Origin of the sequence: Chryseobacterium sp. IT-36CA2, from assembly GCF_949767875.1 — a bacterium.
In the GTDB taxonomy this organism is placed as follows: domain Bacteria; phylum Bacteroidota; class Bacteroidia; order Flavobacteriales; family Weeksellaceae; genus Chryseobacterium.
This window is the reverse complement of sequence record NZ_CATKPG010000021.1, coordinates 317492-337752: the sequence shown is the minus strand read 5'-3', so window position 1 is coordinate 337752 and position 20261 is coordinate 317492. Positions and strand designations below refer to the sequence as shown.

The 20261-nt window shown below is 38.0% G+C and carries 15 protein-coding genes; 9 read left to right on the top strand and 6 right to left on the bottom strand.

What is annotated here, in order from left to right:
- Positions 1-22: 22 nt before the first annotated feature.
- Entirely contained in the window at positions 23-454 is a 432-nt protein-coding gene (locus ACM6F9_RS13005; RefSeq protein WP_414846104.1) for a hypothetical protein, read from the top strand.
- A gap of 77 nt (positions 455-531) precedes the next feature.
- On the opposite strand, the gene fabF is transcribed toward ACM6F9_RS13005, so the two are convergent.
- The 6 genes from fabF to ACM6F9_RS12975 all read right to left on the bottom strand — a co-directional run bounded on the left by fabF (position 532) and on the right by ACM6F9_RS12975 (position 5638).
- Positions 532-1773, bottom strand: a complete 1242-nt coding sequence (gene fabF / locus ACM6F9_RS13000; RefSeq protein WP_414846103.1) for a beta-ketoacyl-ACP synthase II — start codon at positions 1771-1773, stop codon at positions 532-534.
- Between the two features lie 2 nt (positions 1774-1775).
- Positions 1776-2201 carry a PaaI family thioesterase gene (locus ACM6F9_RS12995; protein ID WP_255813463.1) on the bottom strand — a complete coding sequence of 142 codons (426 nt, stop codon included), beginning with the start codon at positions 2199-2201 and terminating at the stop codon, positions 1776-1778.
- Positions 2202-2211: 10 nt separating this feature from the next.
- Positions 2212-3480 carry an acetyl-CoA C-acetyltransferase gene (locus ACM6F9_RS12990; protein WP_414846102.1) on the bottom strand — a complete coding sequence of 423 codons (1269 nt, stop codon included), beginning with the start codon at positions 3478-3480 and terminating at the stop codon, positions 2212-2214.
- Between the two features lie 10 nt (positions 3481-3490).
- The gene (locus ACM6F9_RS12985; RefSeq protein ID WP_414846101.1) at positions 3491-4096 is read right to left on the bottom strand and encodes a TetR/AcrR family transcriptional regulator; all 606 of its coding nucleotides are present in this window, start codon (positions 4094-4096) and stop codon (positions 3491-3493) included.
- 169 nt (positions 4097-4265) lie between these two features.
- On the bottom strand, positions 4266-4685 hold the full coding sequence (locus ACM6F9_RS12980; RefSeq protein WP_047376298.1) for an OsmC family protein: 420 nt from the start codon (positions 4683-4685) through the stop codon (positions 4266-4268).
- Positions 4686-4771: 86 nt separating this feature from the next.
- Entirely contained in the window at positions 4772-5638 is an 867-nt protein-coding gene (locus tag ACM6F9_RS12975; protein WP_414846100.1) for a helix-turn-helix domain-containing protein, read from the bottom strand.
- A 200-nt stretch (positions 5639-5838) separates the two neighbouring features.
- Here ACM6F9_RS12975 and ACM6F9_RS12970 point away from each other — a divergent pair, with 200 nt between their 5' ends.
- The 8 genes from ACM6F9_RS12970 (at position 5839) to ACM6F9_RS12935 (ending at position 20239) form a co-directional block, all read left to right on the top strand.
- On the top strand, positions 5839-6717 hold the full coding sequence (locus tag ACM6F9_RS12970; protein ID WP_414846099.1) for an AraC family transcriptional regulator: 879 nt from the start codon (positions 5839-5841) through the stop codon (positions 6715-6717).
- A gap of 374 nt (positions 6718-7091) precedes the next feature.
- On the top strand, positions 7092-10049 hold the full coding sequence (locus ACM6F9_RS12965; protein ID WP_414846098.1) for a SusC/RagA family TonB-linked outer membrane protein: 2958 nt from the start codon (positions 7092-7094) through the stop codon (positions 10047-10049).
- 10 nt (positions 10050-10059) lie between these two features.
- A complete protein-coding gene (locus ACM6F9_RS12960) occupies positions 10060-11682 on the top strand; it encodes a SusD/RagB family nutrient-binding outer membrane lipoprotein (RefSeq protein ID WP_414846097.1) in 1623 nt (540 codons plus the stop codon).
- A 173-nt stretch (positions 11683-11855) separates the two neighbouring features.
- On the top strand, positions 11856-13154 hold the full coding sequence (locus ACM6F9_RS12955; protein WP_414846096.1) for an MFS transporter: 1299 nt from the start codon (positions 11856-11858) through the stop codon (positions 13152-13154).
- Between the two features lie 33 nt (positions 13155-13187).
- The gene (locus ACM6F9_RS12950) at positions 13188-14159 is read left to right on the top strand and encodes a glycosidase (RefSeq protein ID WP_414846095.1); all 972 of its coding nucleotides are present in this window, start codon (positions 13188-13190) and stop codon (positions 14157-14159) included.
- A 128-nt stretch (positions 14160-14287) separates the two neighbouring features.
- Complete coding sequence (locus tag ACM6F9_RS12945; protein WP_414846094.1) at positions 14288-16519, top strand: GH92 family glycosyl hydrolase; 2232 nt, start codon at positions 14288-14290, stop codon at positions 16517-16519.
- Between the two features lie 32 nt (positions 16520-16551).
- A complete protein-coding gene (locus tag ACM6F9_RS12940; RefSeq protein WP_414846093.1) occupies positions 16552-17979 on the top strand; it encodes a glycoside hydrolase family 125 protein in 1428 nt (475 codons plus the stop codon).
- Between the two features lie 109 nt (positions 17980-18088).
- The gene (locus tag ACM6F9_RS12935) at positions 18089-20239 is read left to right on the top strand and encodes an endo-beta-N-acetylglucosaminidase H (protein WP_414846092.1); all 2151 of its coding nucleotides are present in this window, start codon (positions 18089-18091) and stop codon (positions 20237-20239) included.
- The last annotated feature ends 22 nt before the right edge of the window (positions 20240-20261 follow it).

Below are 20261 nucleotides of genomic sequence, written 5' to 3'. Positions count from 1 at the left end.
TTTAGCCTTAAAGTATAATAGAATGATGAATGGACAACATGAAAATCACAAAAAGATAAATGTAGCTCTGGAAACATCTATAGGATTCATTCCAGCCATAAGACTGATTAATAATCCTGATGGCTCATGTACTTTTGAGAAAGGTAAAATGCCCACTCTTAAACATATAAAGGCAAAGGGTTTCTGGATAAGTAATGAAACAGAAGAATGGGAAAAAAATGAGCATCCAGCACCCAGAAGGCAGTATGTCATTACTATCAAAGGAAATATAAGATTTAAAGTAACAGATGGATCTACATTTATTATTAAACCAGGAATCATCCTTTTAGCTGAAGATCTTAAAGGAGCCGGGCACAGTTGGGATATGGTGAAAGGTAAAAAATGGGAGAGACTTTATATCCCGATTGTAGAGAATGAGAGTGACCTTTTCATTCCTGATGCTGATTTTATGTAACAGTTAAAGATAAGATAGAATAAAAAAATCCCTGTATGGCTTTCATACAGGGATTTTTTCAATTATTTTAATTCAAATTATATGAATTTCTTGAAAATTAATGTCGCATTGTGACCTCCAAACCCAAAGGCATTACTTAAAGCATAGGTAATATCTTTTTCTTTTGCTTCTCCAAATACAATATTAATATCCTGTGGAATATTCTCATCAATAGAATGAAGGTTAATCGTTGGCGGAATAATTCCGTTTTGAATGGCTTTAATAGAAAGAATAGCCTCAACAGCTCCCGCAGCGCCCAACAGATGGCCTGTCATGGATTTCGTTGCACTGATATCAAGATTTTTGCTTCCTTTAAATAATTTATTAATTCCGTTCAACTCAACCAAATCTCCAAGTGGAGTAGAAGTGGCATGTGGATTAATATAATCAATATCATCTACATTGATCTCTGCTTCGTTAAGAGCCAGCTGCATTGCTTTGATTGCTCCTACTCCGTCAGGATGAGGTGCCGTCATGTGATAGGCATCCGCTGTCATTGCTGCACCTACCAATTCTGCATAGATTTTTGCTCCTCTTGCTTTGGCGTGCTCATATTCTTCCAGAATCAAAGTTCCGGAACCTTCACCCATCACAAAACCATCTCTTTCTGCATCGTAAGGACGGCTGGCGGTTGTAAAATCGTCATTTCGTGTAGACATCGCTTTCATTATGGAAAATCCTCCGATAGAAGCCGGAGAAATAGCAGCCTCAGAACCACCGCTTACAATTACTTTTGCTTTTCCAAGACGGATATAGTTGAAGGCATCCATTAATGCTGTATTTCCTGTTGCACAAGCAGAAACAGTGGTATAATTGATTCCCTGGAGACCATATTTCATGGAAATCATTCCCGATGCCATATTGGCAATAAATTTTGGTACAAAGAAAGGATTGAATCTTGGTGTTCCGTCGCCGGCAGCAAAATTCATAACCTCACTTTCGAAAGTCCACATTCCTCCTTGTCCTGTCCCCCAGATAACACCTACATCAAATGGGTCCATGTTTTCCAGTTCAAGCCCGGAATCTTTTAGTGCCTCCGCTGTGGAGTACATGGCATATTGTGAAAATAAATCACTTCTTTTGATTTCGTTGTGTGTTAAATGAACTTTTGGATCAAAGTTTTTAACCTCACAAGCAAAATGTACTTTAAACTTTTCTGTGTCAAAATGGGTGATTTTGTTTGCTCCACTCACTCCATTGATACTGTTTTGCCAAAATTCTTCGACATTATTTCCCAAAGGCGTCACTGCGCCAAGACCTGTAATGACAACTCTTTTCATACTTAGTTATTGATTTTGAATAAATTCGAGGTTCCTCTCGCTATTAAACGGGTCTTATCTGCGTTCCATATTTCGCACTGAGCGTTTACAAATTGCTTCCCTCTTTTAATGATTTTAGTTTCGGCTACAATATTATCATTTTCTTTTGCAGTTGAAAAATAATCAATGACATTATTTATAGTGGTAATGAAAGAATTTTCATTTAAAGAAAACATGGTGGCACCAATGACATCATCTATAATGGCAGCGGTAACTCCGCCATGAAGATTTCCAATCGGGTTCAGCCATTCCGGTCTTATGGTATATTGGAATTCCAGCTGTCCTTCTTCTACAGAAAGAACGATAGGATTCAACCATTTCATAAAAGGAGATGGTGACTGGTCAAATTCTTTGCCAATGAATTGTTTTAATTGTGCTAATCTATCCATACTTAGTCTTTTACTTTTCTAAAATCATGGTTATTCCCTGGCCACGTGCTGCACAGATCGATATAAACCCTTTTCCACTGCCCTTTTCATGAAGTAATTTTGCCAATGTTGCAATAATTCTTCCTCCTGTTGCTGCAAATGGATGGGCTGCTGCAAGGCTTCCTCCTTTTACATTCAACTTACTTCTGTCTATTTTTCCGAGGGCTTTTTCCAACCCGAATTTTTGCGCAAGCTCATCATTTTCCCAGATTTTTATAGTGGCTAAAACCTGAGCTGCAAATGCTTCGTGAATTTCATAATAATCGAAATCAGACAAATTCATTCCGGCTTTTTTTAGCATTCTTTCTGCTGCGAAAACCGGAGCAAGAAGCAGATCCTGTTGGTTTTCTACATATTCTATTCCTGCCACTTCTGAAAAAGTGATGTAAGCTAAAATAGGAAGGTTATTGGCTTTTGCCCATTCTTCACTGGCCAGTAAAACTGCTGAAGCTCCATCGGTAAATGGTGTCGAGTTTCCTGCGGTCAAAGTTCCGTTTTGCTTATCAAATGCAGGTTTTAATTGGGATAATTTTTCAAGACTGCTGTCACGTCTTAAGTTATTATCTTTATCTAAACCGAATGCTGGAGTGATCATATCATCAAAGAACCCTTCATCATACGCTTTTGCCATATTCTGATGACTTTTTAAAGCTAATTGATCCTGTTCTTCTCTGGGAATCTTATAATATTTTGCGGTAATTTCTGTGTGTTCACCCATTACCAGACCTGTTTTTGGTTCCTGTCCTTTGTATGGAATAGGCATCCAGTCTTTTAGCTTTGGACTTAATAATTGTTTTAATTTTCCAAATGCTGATTTTTCTTTATTGGCTTTTAACAAGGCTTTTCTTAATCTTTGTGATGACTCAAACGGAATGTTGCTCATAGCTTCCACTCCACAGGCGATACCACTTTCAATTTGTCCTAAAGCAATTTTATTTCCAATATAGATAGCTGCTTCAATACCTGTATCACATGCCTGTTGAAGATCACAAGCGGGAGTTACAGGATCAAGAGACGTATTCATTACAGTTTCTCTGATGAGGTTGCTTTCGGAAATGTGCTTAATCACTGCACCGCCGGCAACTTCTCCCAGTCGTTTTCCTTTAAGATGATAGCGGTCTATCAACCCATTTAGAGAAGCAAGCAGGAGATCCTGATTACTCTGTTCCGAATAAGCGGTATTCATTCTGGCAAAAGGAATTCTGTTGTATCCTACAATAGCCACTTTTTTTGTTTCCATGTTGTATAATTTATGATGGAAGAATATTGAGTTCATGATCAATCATGCTGCTAACTTTGTCTAAAGCGTTGTTGAGAAATCTCTGGTCACCCATTGTTTTAGAAAGCAGAATTCCTCCTTCAATAAGCATGATGAATAAAGATGCGTACTGTTCTGCATTGATTTCCTTATCAATTTCACCTTTGCTTTGTCCTTCCACAATGGCGCCTGATATTTTAGTCATCCACTGTTCAAAAGATCTTTTAACCTGAGTTTTTAAGGCAGGGAAAGAATCATCCGCTTCTGTTGCAGCATTCATTAACGGACATCCTCCGTTGGCAAAAACAAACTTCCAGTTTTTTCGGTAGAAATCTACAAGCGCATGAAGTTTATCCAATGAAGTGTGAAACTCTTCTCCAAAAGAGCGATTGAGCGTTTTACCCAACAATCCGGCGTTGTATTTATAAACTTCAATAGCTACTTCATCTTTGTTTTCAAAATTTCCATAAATACTGCCTTTTGTCAGTCCGGTTACCTGGGTAATGTCAGACAGCGATGTGGAAATATAACCCTTCGTATTAAAAAGAGTTGCTGTTTTCTCAATAATATGCTGTTTTGTTTTTTCTGCCTTCGACATTATAGATGGTTAAATATTATGCAAATATACAAAAATATACCACTCGGTATATTTTATTGAAGAAGAATAATTAATTTGAGTGTTTTGGCTAAAGCCAATGGAATTGTTTTTTAAAAAGAAAACGGGCTAAAGCCCGTTCCTATTGATGTTGATATGCATTCTTTGATTCTTAGTTCTCTAAAGTAGCACTCAATGTAATTTCAAAGTTGAATGCTGCACTTACAGGGCATCCTTCTTCAGCTATCTTAGCAAATTTCTGAAATTCTTCTTCTGAGATTCCCGGAACTTTAGCAGTAAGAGTCAGTTCAGATTTTGTAATCTTTCCGATATTGGGATCAAGGGTGATGACAGAAGTTGTTTTTAATTCTTCAGGATTGTAGCCTGCCTGTGATAATTCTGCATCCAGTTTCATAGTGAAACATCCAGCGTGAGCTGCTGCCAGTAATTCTTCAGGGTTTGTCCCGACACCATCTGCAAAACGGCTGTTGAAAGAATATTGAGTCTGATTTAAAGTTGTACTCTGAGTTGTTAAATGTCCTTTTCCTTCTTTGATGGTACCGTTCCAAACGGCTGTTGCGTTACGTCTCATAATGTTTGTTTTTGTATTTAGTATTGTTTGATTTTGATGTTACAAAGGTATATCGTTGATAGGGAGTATTCAATAGATAAAAGGTGTTAAATATTGTACTTTTTTCCCGAGGAGTAATTTTTTTTGAAATTAGCAGGCGTACTTCCTGTTTTATTGGTGAAAAGACGGTTAAAATAAGCAGGATCTTCATAGCCGAGATCGTAGGCGATTTCCTTTACTGGCTTATCTGTATAAAACAGCAGTCTTTTTGCTTCCAGTAAAATCCTGTTGATGATAAACTGATTGGGAGACTCCAGATTTAAATTTTTAAATTTATGGGTTAACGTTTTCGGTGCAATGTGAAGCAGTTCTGCATACTCTGCGACATTATGTTTCTCTCTGAAATGAATTTCCAGATGTCTGCTGAAATCTCGGAAAATATCAAGTTCACTGCCTGGAATTCTGACAGAGCTATTGTCTAAGTTCTGTTTTTTCCATTTCCTAGTAGCCCGGATGATGATCTGTTTTACATAAGTTCTGATCATTTCTTCGGCAGAAGAGTCTTTCCACTCAAGCTCATCCTGAATGTTTTGGAACAGTCCTTTTATAAGACTCGTTTCTGAATCATCAAGCTCAACAAAAGGAATTTCAAATACATTATGAAAAAGGAGCCCGTCACAGGCCACTTCTTTATCATGAATCTGAATGCAATAAAAATCACGGTTGTAGAAAAGAAGCATAGATTCACCTTTTCCTTTTTGGATATTCAGATGCTGGTTTGTCAAAAAAAATAATGAAGGAGTTTTTATTTTGTAATGATTAAAGTCTACCGTAAGTTCATATCCTGAAGGAATATAAAATACTTTAATATCTGTATTGAACCGATTTCCGTTGAAATTCTCCAAATTCTCTTCCGAAAATATTTCCAGTCCGAGTCTTTTATATTGGTCTTCAAAAATAAGCGGTTGCGGCATACTTTAACTTTAGTTTAAAGATACAAAAAAGCATGATTTGATGTTTATTAAATTGTTGAAATCCAAATTTCTGATGTCAGACATACAGAATTGGAATAAAATAAATGGAAAATATGTTTTTACATTTATTTTATTTTATCATTTTTACAAAGATTTGTACCGCGACCTATATTATTAACCTCTTTTTTAAAACTGCCTGTATGAGCGAATTAGAAAATATTCTGAGAGAAATAACTCCACTATCTCCTGAGGATAGTTTTCTCGTATTCGACAGGATTAAAGCCTCTTTTGACTTTCCATATCATTATCATCCTGAAATTGAAATTAACTTTATCTACAAAGGAAAAGGGTATCGCAGAATGATTGGAGACCACACAGGTGAAATTGGAAATATAGAACTGGTATTGGTTGGTCCTAATTTACCACATTGCTGGGCCAATTATAAATGCAAAAACAGAAAGACTCACGAGATCACCATACAATTCAATCAGGATTTCTTTCAGCAGTCACTAATGGAGAAAAATATCCTGAAACCGATCAATAATCTGATGAAAGATTCTATCAGGGGAATTCTTTTTTCTACGGAAACAGCTGAAAAACTAAAAGATTCGTTTCTCAATCTGTCAAAAATGAACAGTTTTGAGTCTTTTATAGAAATTATGAAAATCTTGAATGAATTGGCCGTTGCAGAAAACAAAACCCTTCTGTCTTCCTATAGCATAGAGCTGGAATCTTTTGCAGATAATGATAAAATGAAGGTTATTCATGACTTTGTCCATAAAAATTTTGAGAATAAAATAACGCTGGATAAAGTAGCTTCATTGGTGAATATGAGTAATGTGACATTCAACAGATTTATTAAAAAAAGAACGGGGAAAACTTTTATCAATTATTTGAATGAGATAAGAATCAGCTATGCTGCACGCTGGCTGATGGAAAAGAATCTTACCGTTTTTGAGATTGCTTTTGAAGCCGGGTTTAATAATATTGCCAACTTCAACAAAGTATTTAAATCCATCAAAAAGACAACACCAACAGAATTTAAAGAGCAGTTTAAAGGAGTGAAAAAAATTGAATAATATTCTTTAAAAATTTATTTTTTCTACAAAATAAAAGACAAAACCGGGAATTTATTCTCGGTTTTTTTGATAAAAAAGTAAGATAAATCCTCTTTTTCTGATAGAATTTAATTAGGTGTATTTTGTTGGTATTTAGAGGTTTAATCGGGTTTAAATAAAATGGCTGAAAAAATAATATCGTTTTATGATAAAATAGTATTATATCAGATTGGATACAAAATTTAGATTTGTGAATGTGAATTAAATCTTAACAAAACTTTAAATAATTTAATACATAAACGGCAATTTTTTGCTGAAAAAACAATAATTTTTTTTGTATTGAAAAATAAAGCAATGTAATTGATTCTCAATTAAATCTAACGAATCTAAACCTTATGAGAAAAGCAGTTATACCCGTTCTGTTCGTTTTTTCAATTTCTGCGAATGCACAGGAGAAAAAATCAGCCGATACTACGAAGACAAACAGTATTGAGGAGGTCGTAGTCACCTCTTTGGGGATAAAAAGGCAGGCCCGCTCTTTGACGTATTCCAGTCAGCAGATTGGCGGGGATGAGCTTACAGAAGTGAAAACTCCCAATCTATTAAATTCGATCAATGGAAAAGTTTCCAATGTACAAATCAACAGAACCAATGGTGTAGGTAGTTCCGTAAGGGTGATTATGAGAGGGAATAAGTCTGTATCAAACAGCCAGCCATTATATGTAGTGGATGGAATTCCTATTATCAATGGAACAGGAAAGTCTGCGGATATAAGTCAGTATTCCAATATGCCGGATCCGGGAGATGTACTAAGTTCTATTAATCCTGATGATATTGAGAGCATCAACTTCCTGAAAGGAGCATCCGCATCCGCATTATACGGTTCTGCAGGTGGAAACGGAGCTATTTTGATTACCACAAGAAAAGGGAAAATAGGAAAGAGCTCTATCTCTTATAGCTCGAGCTTAACGGTAGAAAGAGCTTATAGCTTGCCCAAACTGCAGCATAGCTATTTGTCCTATGATCCATCTGATCCTACCCAATCTCCAGGAAATAATATTGAGAGCTGGGGAGCAAAAGGAAGTTCTAAGGATTACCTTAAAGATTTTCTGCAAACCGGAACAACTTGGGTGAACAGTCTTTCTTTCCAATCTGGAAACGAAAAATCAACCAACTATTTTTCCATTGGAAATACGACCAATAAAGGGGTGATCCCAATGTCTTATTTTGATCAGTATAATGTGTCATTCAGAAACTCGAGTAAGTTTCTTGATGATAAACTGACATTGGATGCTAACTTTATTGGTTCCTTACAGGACAGTAAAAACAGACAGACTCCGGGTGCATCTTTCTCTCCTTTAGCAAGTTTATATTGGCTGCCGAGAGGGGTAGATTTTGATCAGTATGGACCTGATAACTATTCTTTCATAGATAAAAAGAGACTTTTACCTGCACAAAATTGGTGGGAAGTAAAGCCTGACGGAAGCTTCAAAGGAAACCCGGAAACTCAAAACCCATATTGGATTTTAAACAGAAATGCAGTTACGGTTAAAAATAAAAATGCATATAGCGCTGTTTCATTGTCTTATGAGATTAATCCATGGTTGACGGCACGAGTAAGAGGTAATTATAGCTGGAACAGTTCAGACAGTCAGCGTGATATTTCAGCCTATTCAGCACCAAGTTTACTGGCAGGAGGACAAAATGGAAGAATCCTTAAAAACGTATATGAAAATTCGTCTACTTATGGGGATGTTTTATTAATTGGTAGCCCAAAATTAAGCGAATCAATTTCTTTAGACTTTACCGTTGGAGGAAGTGTGAATACCACAAGTAATAAAGTAACACAGATTGATAATGCTTATTTGTCCAATCCTAATTTGTTTGCGGTAAACAACCTGCAATGGAATGTAGACCGAAGCCCGGGAGATGGATATCATAACATCTACTGGAACTTGAAAAAGCAGGTGCGATCAGTTTTTGCAAGTGCTTCTGTAGGATATAAGAATATGTTCTACGTAGATATGACCTTTAGAAATGACTGGGATTCTACTTTGGCATTAACAGGAAGAAGCGGATTTGATTATGAGTCTGTAGGAGCGAATGCGATCTTATCTTCTATCTTTAAGCTTCCGGAAGTTATTAATTTCTGGAAAGTAAGAGGTTCTTATGCAACGGTAGGATTAGGATTACCAGCTAATATTTCTAATGCAATGGTTGCCTATTATAATGCCTATTCTTATGGAGTAGATGCAGGAACTATTGTATATCCGAAAAGTTCATTTGTTACCAGCAGACCAGACCTTATTCCTCGCCCGGAACTTAATAAAACGTTTGAAGCAGGAACTGAGTTGAGAATGTTCAGCAACAGATTAAATTTCGATCTTACCTATTATAACTCTAATGCCAGCAATCAGTTGTTGGAGACAACTATTGGATCTAATTTTGGAGGAATTCCATCAGGTTCATATTATATTAATGCCGGAAAAATACGCAATACTGGTTTTGAAGCGTCTTTATCATACAAAGTTTTCGGAACAGAAAAATTTGGCTGGACAACTACAGTAAATGCTTCAGCAAACAAAAATACAATTGTTGAATTATTTCCATCAAGCCTGCCAATATCAGAAAACCAGCTTTTCTCATTAACGGGTGGTGGAGATTTTACAAAACTGAGACTGGGAGGATCTTTTGGAGATCTTTATGGAGTTAAATTCAAAAGAGATGAACAGGGACGTGTTTTAGTAGATGAAAACGGAGTTCCATTGGGTACTACAGGTGATCCTCAATATTTGGGTAATCCAAACCCTAAGTTTATTCTAGGTTTTAATAACTCTTTTAATATTGGTAAACTGGGAATATCTTTCCTTATCGATGGTAAATTCGGAGGTAAAGTATTGTCTCTTACTGAAAAAGCAAATGATTTGTACGGAGTAAGCCAGGCGACTGCTGATGCAAGAGATGCTGGAGGTGTAACCATTCCGAATGCAGTATATGCTCCGGGAACACCATTAGCAGGACAGGCTTATAACGGAGTTACTGATGCAAAAGCATATTATAAGAGAACAGGTGGTGCCGGAGGTATCGGAACTGGGATTGACGAAGCCTATATATACAGTGCAACAACTGTGCGTTTACGTCAGGCATCCATTTCATACAGCTTTGATATACAATCAAAATATATGAGAAATGCAACGGTAAGCTTAGTGGGAACCAATTTGTTTTTCTTCTATAAAAAAGCACCATTTGATCCGGAACAAGTATCAGGAAATACACCTGGTGGGGTTGGGGTAGATTCATTTGGACTGCCGGTTACCCGTTCAATCGGACTATCATTAAAGGCTAACTTCTAATTTAACGAAAATGAAATTCAATAATATTAAAACACTGATATTGGGTGCGGCAGTCTTGATGACTGCTTCCGGATGCGGTGATCTAGATCAGTATAATCAGGAAAAGCTAGGGAATCCTGAAAACATGTATGCGGATTACAACGCGGTTGTTAATCCCTTAAAATCCCTTCAAAGAGGTCTTCAGTCAGATTACCAACTGTATCCCAATCTGAGTGCGGATATGTTCAGTGGTATGTTCAGTACGGCAACCCAGTTTAATGGTGGTAAGAACAATATGACCTATTTTATGATGGATGGGTGGAATAACAGGATTATTGCAAGACAGCAGGATATTTTCAATTATTCTATCATCATCGATAACGCCGCTAAAAACTTCTATCCGGGAATAGATTTTACAGGAACATTTGCCGTTAAAAAGATCTTAAAGGTAATCACAGCGGCAAGAGTATCAGACAATCACGGTCCGGTAGTATACAGCAAATATGAAACACCCAATGCAAACGGGGTAACGGATTTTGATTCTCAGCAAGATGCCTATCAAAACTTTATCAATGACCTTACTGTGGCTATTACAGATTTGCAAAAAATACAGAATATGCCTGCTACAGGAAATGAAGGTGATAAAGCTGCATTGAAAAGAGCAGACTTAGTTTACGGTGGAAATATGGCACAATGGGCAAAGCTGGCTAATTCATTAAAGTTGAGGTTAGCCATGAGAATGAGCTATGCAGATCCTGTAAAATCAAAACAATATGCAGAAGAGGCATTGGCTTCATCTGCAGGATTGATCACTGATAATGCAGACAATGCTTTAATCAGTGTAGGGCAGTCAGAATTAAGCTTTATCATTTATTCATGGGGAGATTGTTTAATCGGTGCACCTTTGATGGCTTACATGAATGGATATAATGACCCAAGACTTCCGGCTTATGCTATTCCGGCATCTGATCCAACTCTTCAGGGAAAATATATAGGAATACGCCAGGGAATTGATTTATTAAATGGTAAATCAACGTATGGAGGATTCTCTCAGCCACAGGCGAAATCGGCCAATGGAGATTATTTTTCAGGGACTGATGGTAAAATGAAATTATTCACCGCTGCAGAAACATGGTTCCTAAAGGCAGAAGCCGCTTTAAGAGGATATGCAGGAGCTGGTGATATTCAGACCAACTATACTACCGGAGTTCAGCAGTCTTTCGGAGAATGGGGAAAAAGTGCCAATGTTGCTACTTATCTTGCGGACACTACTTCTACAGAAGCACCGTATGTTGATCCGAAAAATGCAGACAATAATATAGCTTTAGGGCACCCTCAGCTAAGTACCATCACGATTGCATGGAACAACGGTGATACCAACGAAAGAAAATTAGAAAGAATCATTACTCAAAAATGGCTTTCCCTTTATCCAAATGGACCAGAAGCATGGGCAGAGCAGAGAAGAACAGGATATCCGATTCTTTTCAAAGTAAGAAAAAATGACAGCGGCGGAGCCATCAGTACAGAAGCAATGATCAGAAGAATTCCTTTCACTGTTGATACTAAAACGTCACTATATAACTACCAGCAGGCTGCACAAATGCTTAACGGTCCTGATACCGGAGGTACCAAGCTATGGTGGGATAAGAAATAAAAAATATTCAGAATCACTCATTAATAAAGAGACATCTCAACATCAGATTTTTATTTGATACATTCATTGAAGCGGGAGAATAGAGTAGAATCTCCAAAAAATTTATAGTTTCGTTTTTTTAGCCTGAATGAATTGTTGAGATGTTCTCTTTTATTAGAATCTTATTTTTAAATATGGGAAAAAACAACTCCGAAACCCGCCGGATTCAACCAATTCTTTGGATTTCCACGTTATATTTTGCAATGGGTGTTCCCTTTGTAACCATTAATGCGGTTTCAGGAATCATGTATAAAGATATGGGTATTTCGGATTCACAGATTACATTCTGGACAGCCCTTATCATGTTCTCCTGGACATTAAAACCTCTTTGGAGCCCGTTTCTGGAGATCTATAAAACCAAAAAGTTCTTTGTTGTTTTTACTCAGTTTGCAATAGGAATTCTGTTCGCATTAGTAGCTTTAAGTCTGCCAATGCATGATTTTTTCAAATACAGTATTGCCCTTTTTGCAGTAGTGGCATTTTGTGGAGCTACCCATGATGTGGTAGCAGACGGAACGTATATTGGCTTTTTAACCAATAAAGAGCAGGCAAAATATATTGGCTGGCAGGGTGCATTTTACAATCTTGCCAAGATTATCAGCAGTGGAGCATTGGTTTATTTCGCTGGTGTTTTAGAAAAAACAAAAGGCGTTACGCATGCCTGGATGATCATTATGGTGATCTATGCATTATTGTTTTTTGTGTTGGCTATTTACCATTATTTTATTCTGCCGAAAGAAGACAAAGAAGAACTGAAAGATGAAAAAACTGCAGGAAATGTTCGTAAAGAACTATTGGAAGTGATTACCTCTTTTTTTACCAAAAAGAAAATTCTGTGGTGTATTCTCTTCATTATTCTGTACCGTTTTGCGGAAGGGTTTGCTATCAAAATTGCGCCTTTATTTTTTAAAGCGCCAAGAACGTCAGGAGGATTAGGATTATCCACTTCAGATATCGGGCTTATTTACGGAACATACGGTTCTGCGGCATTTATCTTAGGATCTGTATTGGCAGGATATTTTATTTCAGCCCGCGGATTGAAAAGATCTCTGATATGGCTTTGCTGTGCATTCAATATTCCATTTGTGGTCTACGCATTATTAGCGCACTATCAGCCGGCTACCCTTTTACCGGTAGGAATTGCCGTAGTAGTAGAATATTTCGGATATGGATTTGGCTTTGTCGGGTTAATGCTGTACATGATGCAGCAGATTGCTCCCGGAAAGCACAAAACAGCTCATTACGCATTTGCAACAGGAATTATGAATCTTGGCGTAATGATTCCTGGAATGTTCAGCGGAATGATCAGTGACTGGATCGGGTACAAAATGTTCTTTATCTGGGTGTTGATCGCTACTATTCCTGCATTTTTAGCCACCTTATTCGTTCCTTTCCCTCATCCGGAAAATCAGAAAGAACAACAAATCAATTAATAATAATTAAAAAATAAAAGTAAAAAATACTTTATGACAGCTCAATCAGTAATGATCCCTTGGCAGGATCGCCCGGAAGATTGCAATGATATTATGTGGAGGTTTTCCGAAAACCCGATCATTAGCAGATACGCGATACCAACATCCAACAGTATATTCAACAGTGCCGTGATTCCTTTTGAGGATGGATTTGCCGGAGTGTTCCGTTGTGACAACAAGGCAGTACAGATGAATATTTTTGCTGGTTTCAGTAAAGACGGAATCAATTGGGACATTAATCATGATCCTATTGAAATGCAGGCAGGAAATACAGACATGATTGAATCCGATTACAAATACGATCCACGCGTAACCTTTATAGAAGACCGCTACTGGATCACTTGGTGCAACGGATACAATGGTCCTACTATCGGAATTGGGTATACTTTTGATTTTAAAGAATTTTTTCAGTGTGAAAATGCCTTTCTTCCATTCAACAGAAACGGAGTGTTGTTCCCTGAAAAAATCAATGGTAAGTATGCCATGCTGAGCCGTCCGAGTGATAACGGGCACACGCCTTTCGGAGACATTTATATCAGCTACAGCCCTGATATGAAGTACTGGGGAGAACACCGTTGCGTGATGAAAGTAACACCTTTTGAAGACAGTGCATGGCAGTGTACCAAAATCGGAGGCGGGCCGGTTCCTATCAAAACAGAAGAAGGATGGCTGCTTTTCTATCATGGAGTGATCAATACCTGCAGAGGATTCAGATATTCAATGGGAGCAGCTTTGCTTGATCTTGAAGATCCTACAAAAGTATTGTACAGAACGAAGCCTTATCTGTTGGCTCCGGCTGAATTGTATGAAATGACAGGAGATGTACCGAATGTGGTTTTCCCTTGTGCAGCCTTGACTGAGGGAGACAAAGTGACAGTATATTACGGTGCTGCTGATACCGTGGTTGCTATTGCCTTTGGATATATCTCAGAAATTATTGATTTTATGAAAAAGAATTCAATTTAATACAGTAATATAAAGTTTAGGAAAATAGGTTAATCATCTTAATTTTCCCTTTTACTGGGAATTTTATAATGGTTTTCCTATTTTTAAACCAACTTTTAAACCAAAAAATCTCCGATACCTCTCTTATCATGAAAAAAGAACTGTTAATCTGCTTTTTTACAACCCTGATTTCTGTAGCAAATGCCCAACAAAATAAAAATGATGTTTTATCCTGGGTAGATCCTTTCATAGGCACAGGAGGACATGGGCATACTTTTCCGGGGGCAACTACGCCATTCGGGATGATACAGCTGAGTCCGGATCAGAATACCAAAAGTGGAGACTGGGACTGGTGTTCCGGATATCACTACAGCAGTAAAACCATCATGGGATTCAGTCATAATCATTTGAGCGGAACAGGATGGGCAGACCTTGGAGATATTCTGGTAATGCCTACGGTAGGACAGGTAAAAATGGTTCCGGGATCTGAAGAAAATCCTGAGACAGGCTACCGTTCAAAATTCACCCATGATAAAGAAATAGCTTCTCCGGGATATTATTCTGTAATGCTTGATAGTTATGGAATTAAAGCAGAACTTACTGCTTCCCCAAGAGTAGGCTTTCATAAATATACTTTCCCGAAGAGCAGCGAAGCCAATATCATTATTGATCCTACCAATAAGATCTTCGGAAATATCTACCATACTTTAGTGAGTGTGGAAGGCAATAATAAAATCAAAGGTTACTGTTACAGCAATGGCTGGGGAGGTAAACGATTTGCTTACTTCGTGATGGAGTTTTCCAAACCGTTTAAGTCTTACGGCGTGTATGCTGACGGAAAAATCAAAAATGATGAAAAAATTGCCCTTGCGAAAGATGCTAAAGCCTTCGTAAGATTCTCAACTGAAGACCAGGAAAGCATCGAAGTAAAAGTATCTTTATCTCCAGTGAGTACAGAAAACGCACAGGAAAACTTCGATACGGAAGCAACAAATGTTGATTTTGCCAAAGCAAAAGAAACGGCCCAAAAGACATGGAGAGATTTGATCGGTAGATTCCAGGTAACAGGAGGTACAGATAGTCAGAGAAAAATTTTCTATACGGGAGTTTACCATACCTTCATTGCACCCAATCTTTATATGGACGTAAATGGAGATTATGTTGCCGCTCAGGAAAATATGAATACCAAATGGTTCACCAACTATAGTACTTATTCTTACTGGGACGGATTCAGAGCAACACATCCATTATTGACTATTATGGATCAAAAACATACAAAAGAATTCGCCAACTCTTTGATCAGCAGATATACAGATCGTAAAGATCACATGCCAATCTGGGAGCTTTGCGGATATGATAATTTCTGTATGCTGGGTTATCACAGTGCTTCGGTAATCTGGGATGCTATCTCAAAAGGAGTTCCCGGTATTGATGCCGAGAAAGCATTTGCTGCCATGAAAGATGCTTCTTTAACAGATAAAATGAGCAGCAGCGATGGTGGCGGTGGTCTTAATGATTATATCAAGTTAGGCTACACTCCATCAGAAAATGGAGCTTCTGTTTCTGCTACATTGGAATATTCATATGATGACTGGTGTATTCAGCAGCTTGCTGAAAAATTAGGTAAAAAAGAAGAATCAGAAGTGTATAAAAAACGTTCTATGAACTTCCTGAATACCTTCAATAAAGAAAACAATCACTTCTGGCCAAGACAAAAAGATGGTAAATTCTTAGCAGATTTCACTCTTAACGACTGGAAAAAACTTCAGCCACACTGGGTTTCCGGAAATATCTGGGCCTATGATTTCTTTGTTCCTCACCAGATTGATGAAATGATGAATCTGTATGGAGGAAAAAAAGGATTTGAAGAAAAACTGGATAAAACCTTTACAGAGGCGCTTCATATGGAAGGAGAACAGCACGTTGATATCTCAGGATTCATCGGATCTTTAGGATTTGGAGATGAGCCGGGACATCATGTTCCATACCTGTACAATTATGCAGGAAGCCCTTACAAGACTCAGAAAATGGTAAAATATATCCGTGACAATATGTATGCAGCTAAACCTGATGGAATCGTTAACAATGAAGACTGCGGTCAGATGTCGGCGTGGTATATCTTCTCATCATTAGGATTTTATCCTGTGACACCGGGGAAACCTGTTTATGCCATCGGAGCACCACAATTCCCGAAAGCTTCTTTAAAGCTTGAAAATGGAAAGACTTTCACCGTGATTGCAGACAAAATATCTGACAAGAATATCTACGTACAGAAAATGTTCCTGAACGGGAAAGAATACAAAAGCTGGGAGTTAAATCACAGCGATATCATGAACGGTGGTGAATTGAGATTCGTAATGGGAAGCAAACCGGTAAAATAAGACTAATAAAAATAAACGAAACAAAAGTATCAATGGAAAGGAGAAATTTTATTAAAACAAGTGCACTGGCAGGAGCCGGATTGCTGTTTACTCAGAATGTTTTTGCTAAAAATTTAGTACTGGACGATTTTCCTGTTGTCCGTGTTCCTAAAGATAAAAGACATTTTACCAGCGAATCTGTAGAAAGTGCTATTGCAGCGTTTAAAAAGAAAGTAAAAAACAAAGAGCTGAGCTGGCTTTTTGAAAACTGCTTCCCGAATACATTAGATACTACTGTTTACTATACAGAAACCAGCGGAACACCGGATACCTATGTGATCACAGGGGATATTGATGCCATGTGGCTTCGTGATAGTTCCGCACAGGTTTTTCCTTATCTACAGTTCTCAAAAAAAGATGAAAAACTACATAAGCTGATTTCGGGAGTAATCCATAAACAGACTACTTTCATCCTTAAAGATCCTTATGCAAATGCTTTCTATAACGATGATCAGAAGATCAGCAAATGGAAAGAATATGACCATACCGATATGAAGCCGGGAACCCATGAAAGAAAATGGGAAATTGATTCTCTTTGCTATCCTATCCGTCTGGCCTATCACTTCTGGAAAACAACCGGAGATACAAAACCTTTTGATGCCAACTGGCTGAAAGGAATTAAACTTACCCTGCAGACATTTACAGAACAGCAGAGAAAACATGATCTGGGACCGTATAAATTCGAGCGTACAACGGCTTGGGCAACAGACGGTGTTCCTATGGGAGGATATGGATATCCAACAAAACCGGTTGGATTGATCAGCTCTATGTTCCGTCCAAGTGATGATGCTACTATCTATGGATTCCTGATTCCGTCTAACTTATTTGCAGTAGTAAGCTTACGTCAGGCAGCGGAAATGGTTTCTCAGATTAAAAATGAAAAAACGTTGGCTCAACAACTGAACAGCCTTGCTGATGAGGTAGAGGCAGCAATCAAAAAATATGGAATTTACAATCATCCTGAATTTGGAAAAATATATGCTTTTGAAGTGAATGGCTTCGGAAGTTATAACCTCATGGATGATGCGAACTGTCCAAGTTTGTTAGGATTACCTTATCTGGATGCGGTGAAGGCTGATGACCCTGTGTATTTGAATACAAGAAAATTTGTGTGGTCAGAAAACAACCCATTCTTCTTCAAAGGTAAGCTGGCAGAAGGAATAGGAGGTCCACATATCGGACTAGACATGATCTGGCCAATGAGTATCATAATGAAGGCACTTACTACCAATGACAAAAGTGAGATCAGATGGTGTATAGATACCTTACAGAAAACGCACGGAGGAACAGGCTTTATGCATGAGTCCTTCCATAAAGACGATGCCAAAAAATTCACCCGAGAATGGTTTGCATGGGCCAATACTTTATTTGGAGAATTGTTATGGAAAACCTTTAATGAAAACCCTGAGCTACTGACATAGCCCACCCTTTTATATCGCTTATTCATCTGAGATTCCTTTCCGAAAAGAAGGTGTCAGGGGAATGCTATATAAAATTTACACACCAAAAACACCTTAAAAAAATTATACAATGAAAAAAAAATCCATCTTTACCGCACTGATTGCCATGATGCTTCAGTCTGGTTCTCTGATTAACGCACAACAGCTTAATCCTACAGGAATTTGCTATGTGGAAGTGAATAACAACAATCTCCTGAATGCAGGAGCGTACAAACTGCAGACATCGAACAGCTACCTGTTCAATGTTGTGAATATTTTTGCGGCCAATATTAATTATGATACCAGCCGTGGAAGAGCTTATCTGTATTCCAATAATAACGTTACCAAGGTTCTTACCAATGCAGATACCTATATAAAGCCACTTCAGCAAAAAGGAATGAAAGTAGTTCTGACTATTCTGGGAAATCACCAGGGAGCGGGAATCTGTAATTTTCCTACCCGTGAAGCCGCAAAAGACTTTGCACTACAGTTGGCCAATACAGTGAATACCTATGGTCTTGATGGAATTGATTTTGATGATGAATACTCAGAATACGGGAACAACGGAACTGGGCAGCCCAATGACAGCTCTTTCGTAATGCTTGTTCAGGAGCTAAGAGCCTTATTGCCGAATAAAATTATTTCGTTCTATTATTATGGCCCTGCCGCTTCAAGACTTTCCTGGAACGGAGCCAGAGTAGGAGACAACGTTAACTATAGCTGGAATGCCATGTACGGAACGTTTTCTGCCCCAAATGTACCTCCTCTTACCAAAGCACAAATTTCTCCTGCAGCCGTATGGATGGGAAATACCTCCAATTCTACAACCACCAGCCTGGCTACCCAAACTAAAAATGGAGGTTACGGAGTATTCATGTGGTATGATTTGCATGGAACTAATGAAACATCACAGCTTTCAGCAGGAACTCAAACATTATATGGAGAACAAACTGTTTTAAGCGGTACTTTACAATCCTGGACACAAGGAACCAATTGTGACGCACCTATCGGATTGTACACAAGTAACCTTACAGGAACAAGCGCAAAACTAAACTGGTCAGCCGTAGGAACCAATACCTATGATATTGATTATAAACCAGCTTCTGCAACAACATGGACGAATGCCGTTTCTGCAACAAATTCTACTTCCGTAACGGTTTCCGGATTAACCGCTAACACTGAATATGACTGGAGAATCAGAACCAATTGCAGCGTGAAAAGCGCTTATATGTTTGCTCCAAGATTTACAAGCACTTCAGGAACAACGCCTACAGGTTCTTATGCTCTGTCTTTGGATGGAAGTACTGAATCAGGAGCTGCCGGCAGTATAAATCTAAGCGGTTCTGCTCTATCTTTTGAGGGATGGATCAAACCTTCGTCATTCAAATCAGCGCCACCATACATTTCTTCCATCATGGGAACAGAGGTAAGCGACAGCAATTCTGCATTCTTAAGATTGGGAGATGCCAGTCTGGCTAATAATAAACTGCAATTTGTAGTAAGTATTAATAATGTACAGCAAAAACTGGCTTCCGCAACTGCTTTGAATGCCAATACATGGTATCATATAGCAGCTACTTATGATGGGGCCAATATGAAAATTTATATCAATGGTACTCTGGATGCAACTAAAGCGCAAACCGGAAGTGTGAATTCAACAGGAGCATTCAACGTAGGATATTTATATAATACTTCTAGAAATTTCAATGGTAAAATAGATGAAGTAAGAGTTTGGAAACGTGCATTGAGCCAAACGGAAATCAGTCAGAATATGTGTAATGTATCCGTTCCGGCCACTTCATTGGCTGCTTATTGGAAGTTTAACGAAGGCAGCGGCTCTACAGTTCAGGATACTTCAGGAAACGGAGTGACTTTAACGTTAACAGGTGTTGATTCTTCTAACTGGGGAACAGATCTGCCATGTACAACAGGAAGTTCAGCATTAGCAAGAACTGCAGGGCAAAAGGCGATCAATGCAGGAGAGACAAACATTAAAAATCAAATAAAATTATATCCGAATCCGGTAAGCAAATCTTCATCATTGACAGTTTCTGTTCCGGATGAATACAGCAAAGGAAAATTAACGGTTTATGATTTTAACGGAAGAATTGTAGACACAAAATCACTGAACTCCGGAGACAATCAATACGAATTGAACAGAGTTTCAGCAGGAAATTACATCATCCAGTTTGAATCTCACGATGGAAGCTTAAAACAATCCGAAAAACTAATTGTAAAATAATAAAACTCAGTCATTGGGCTTT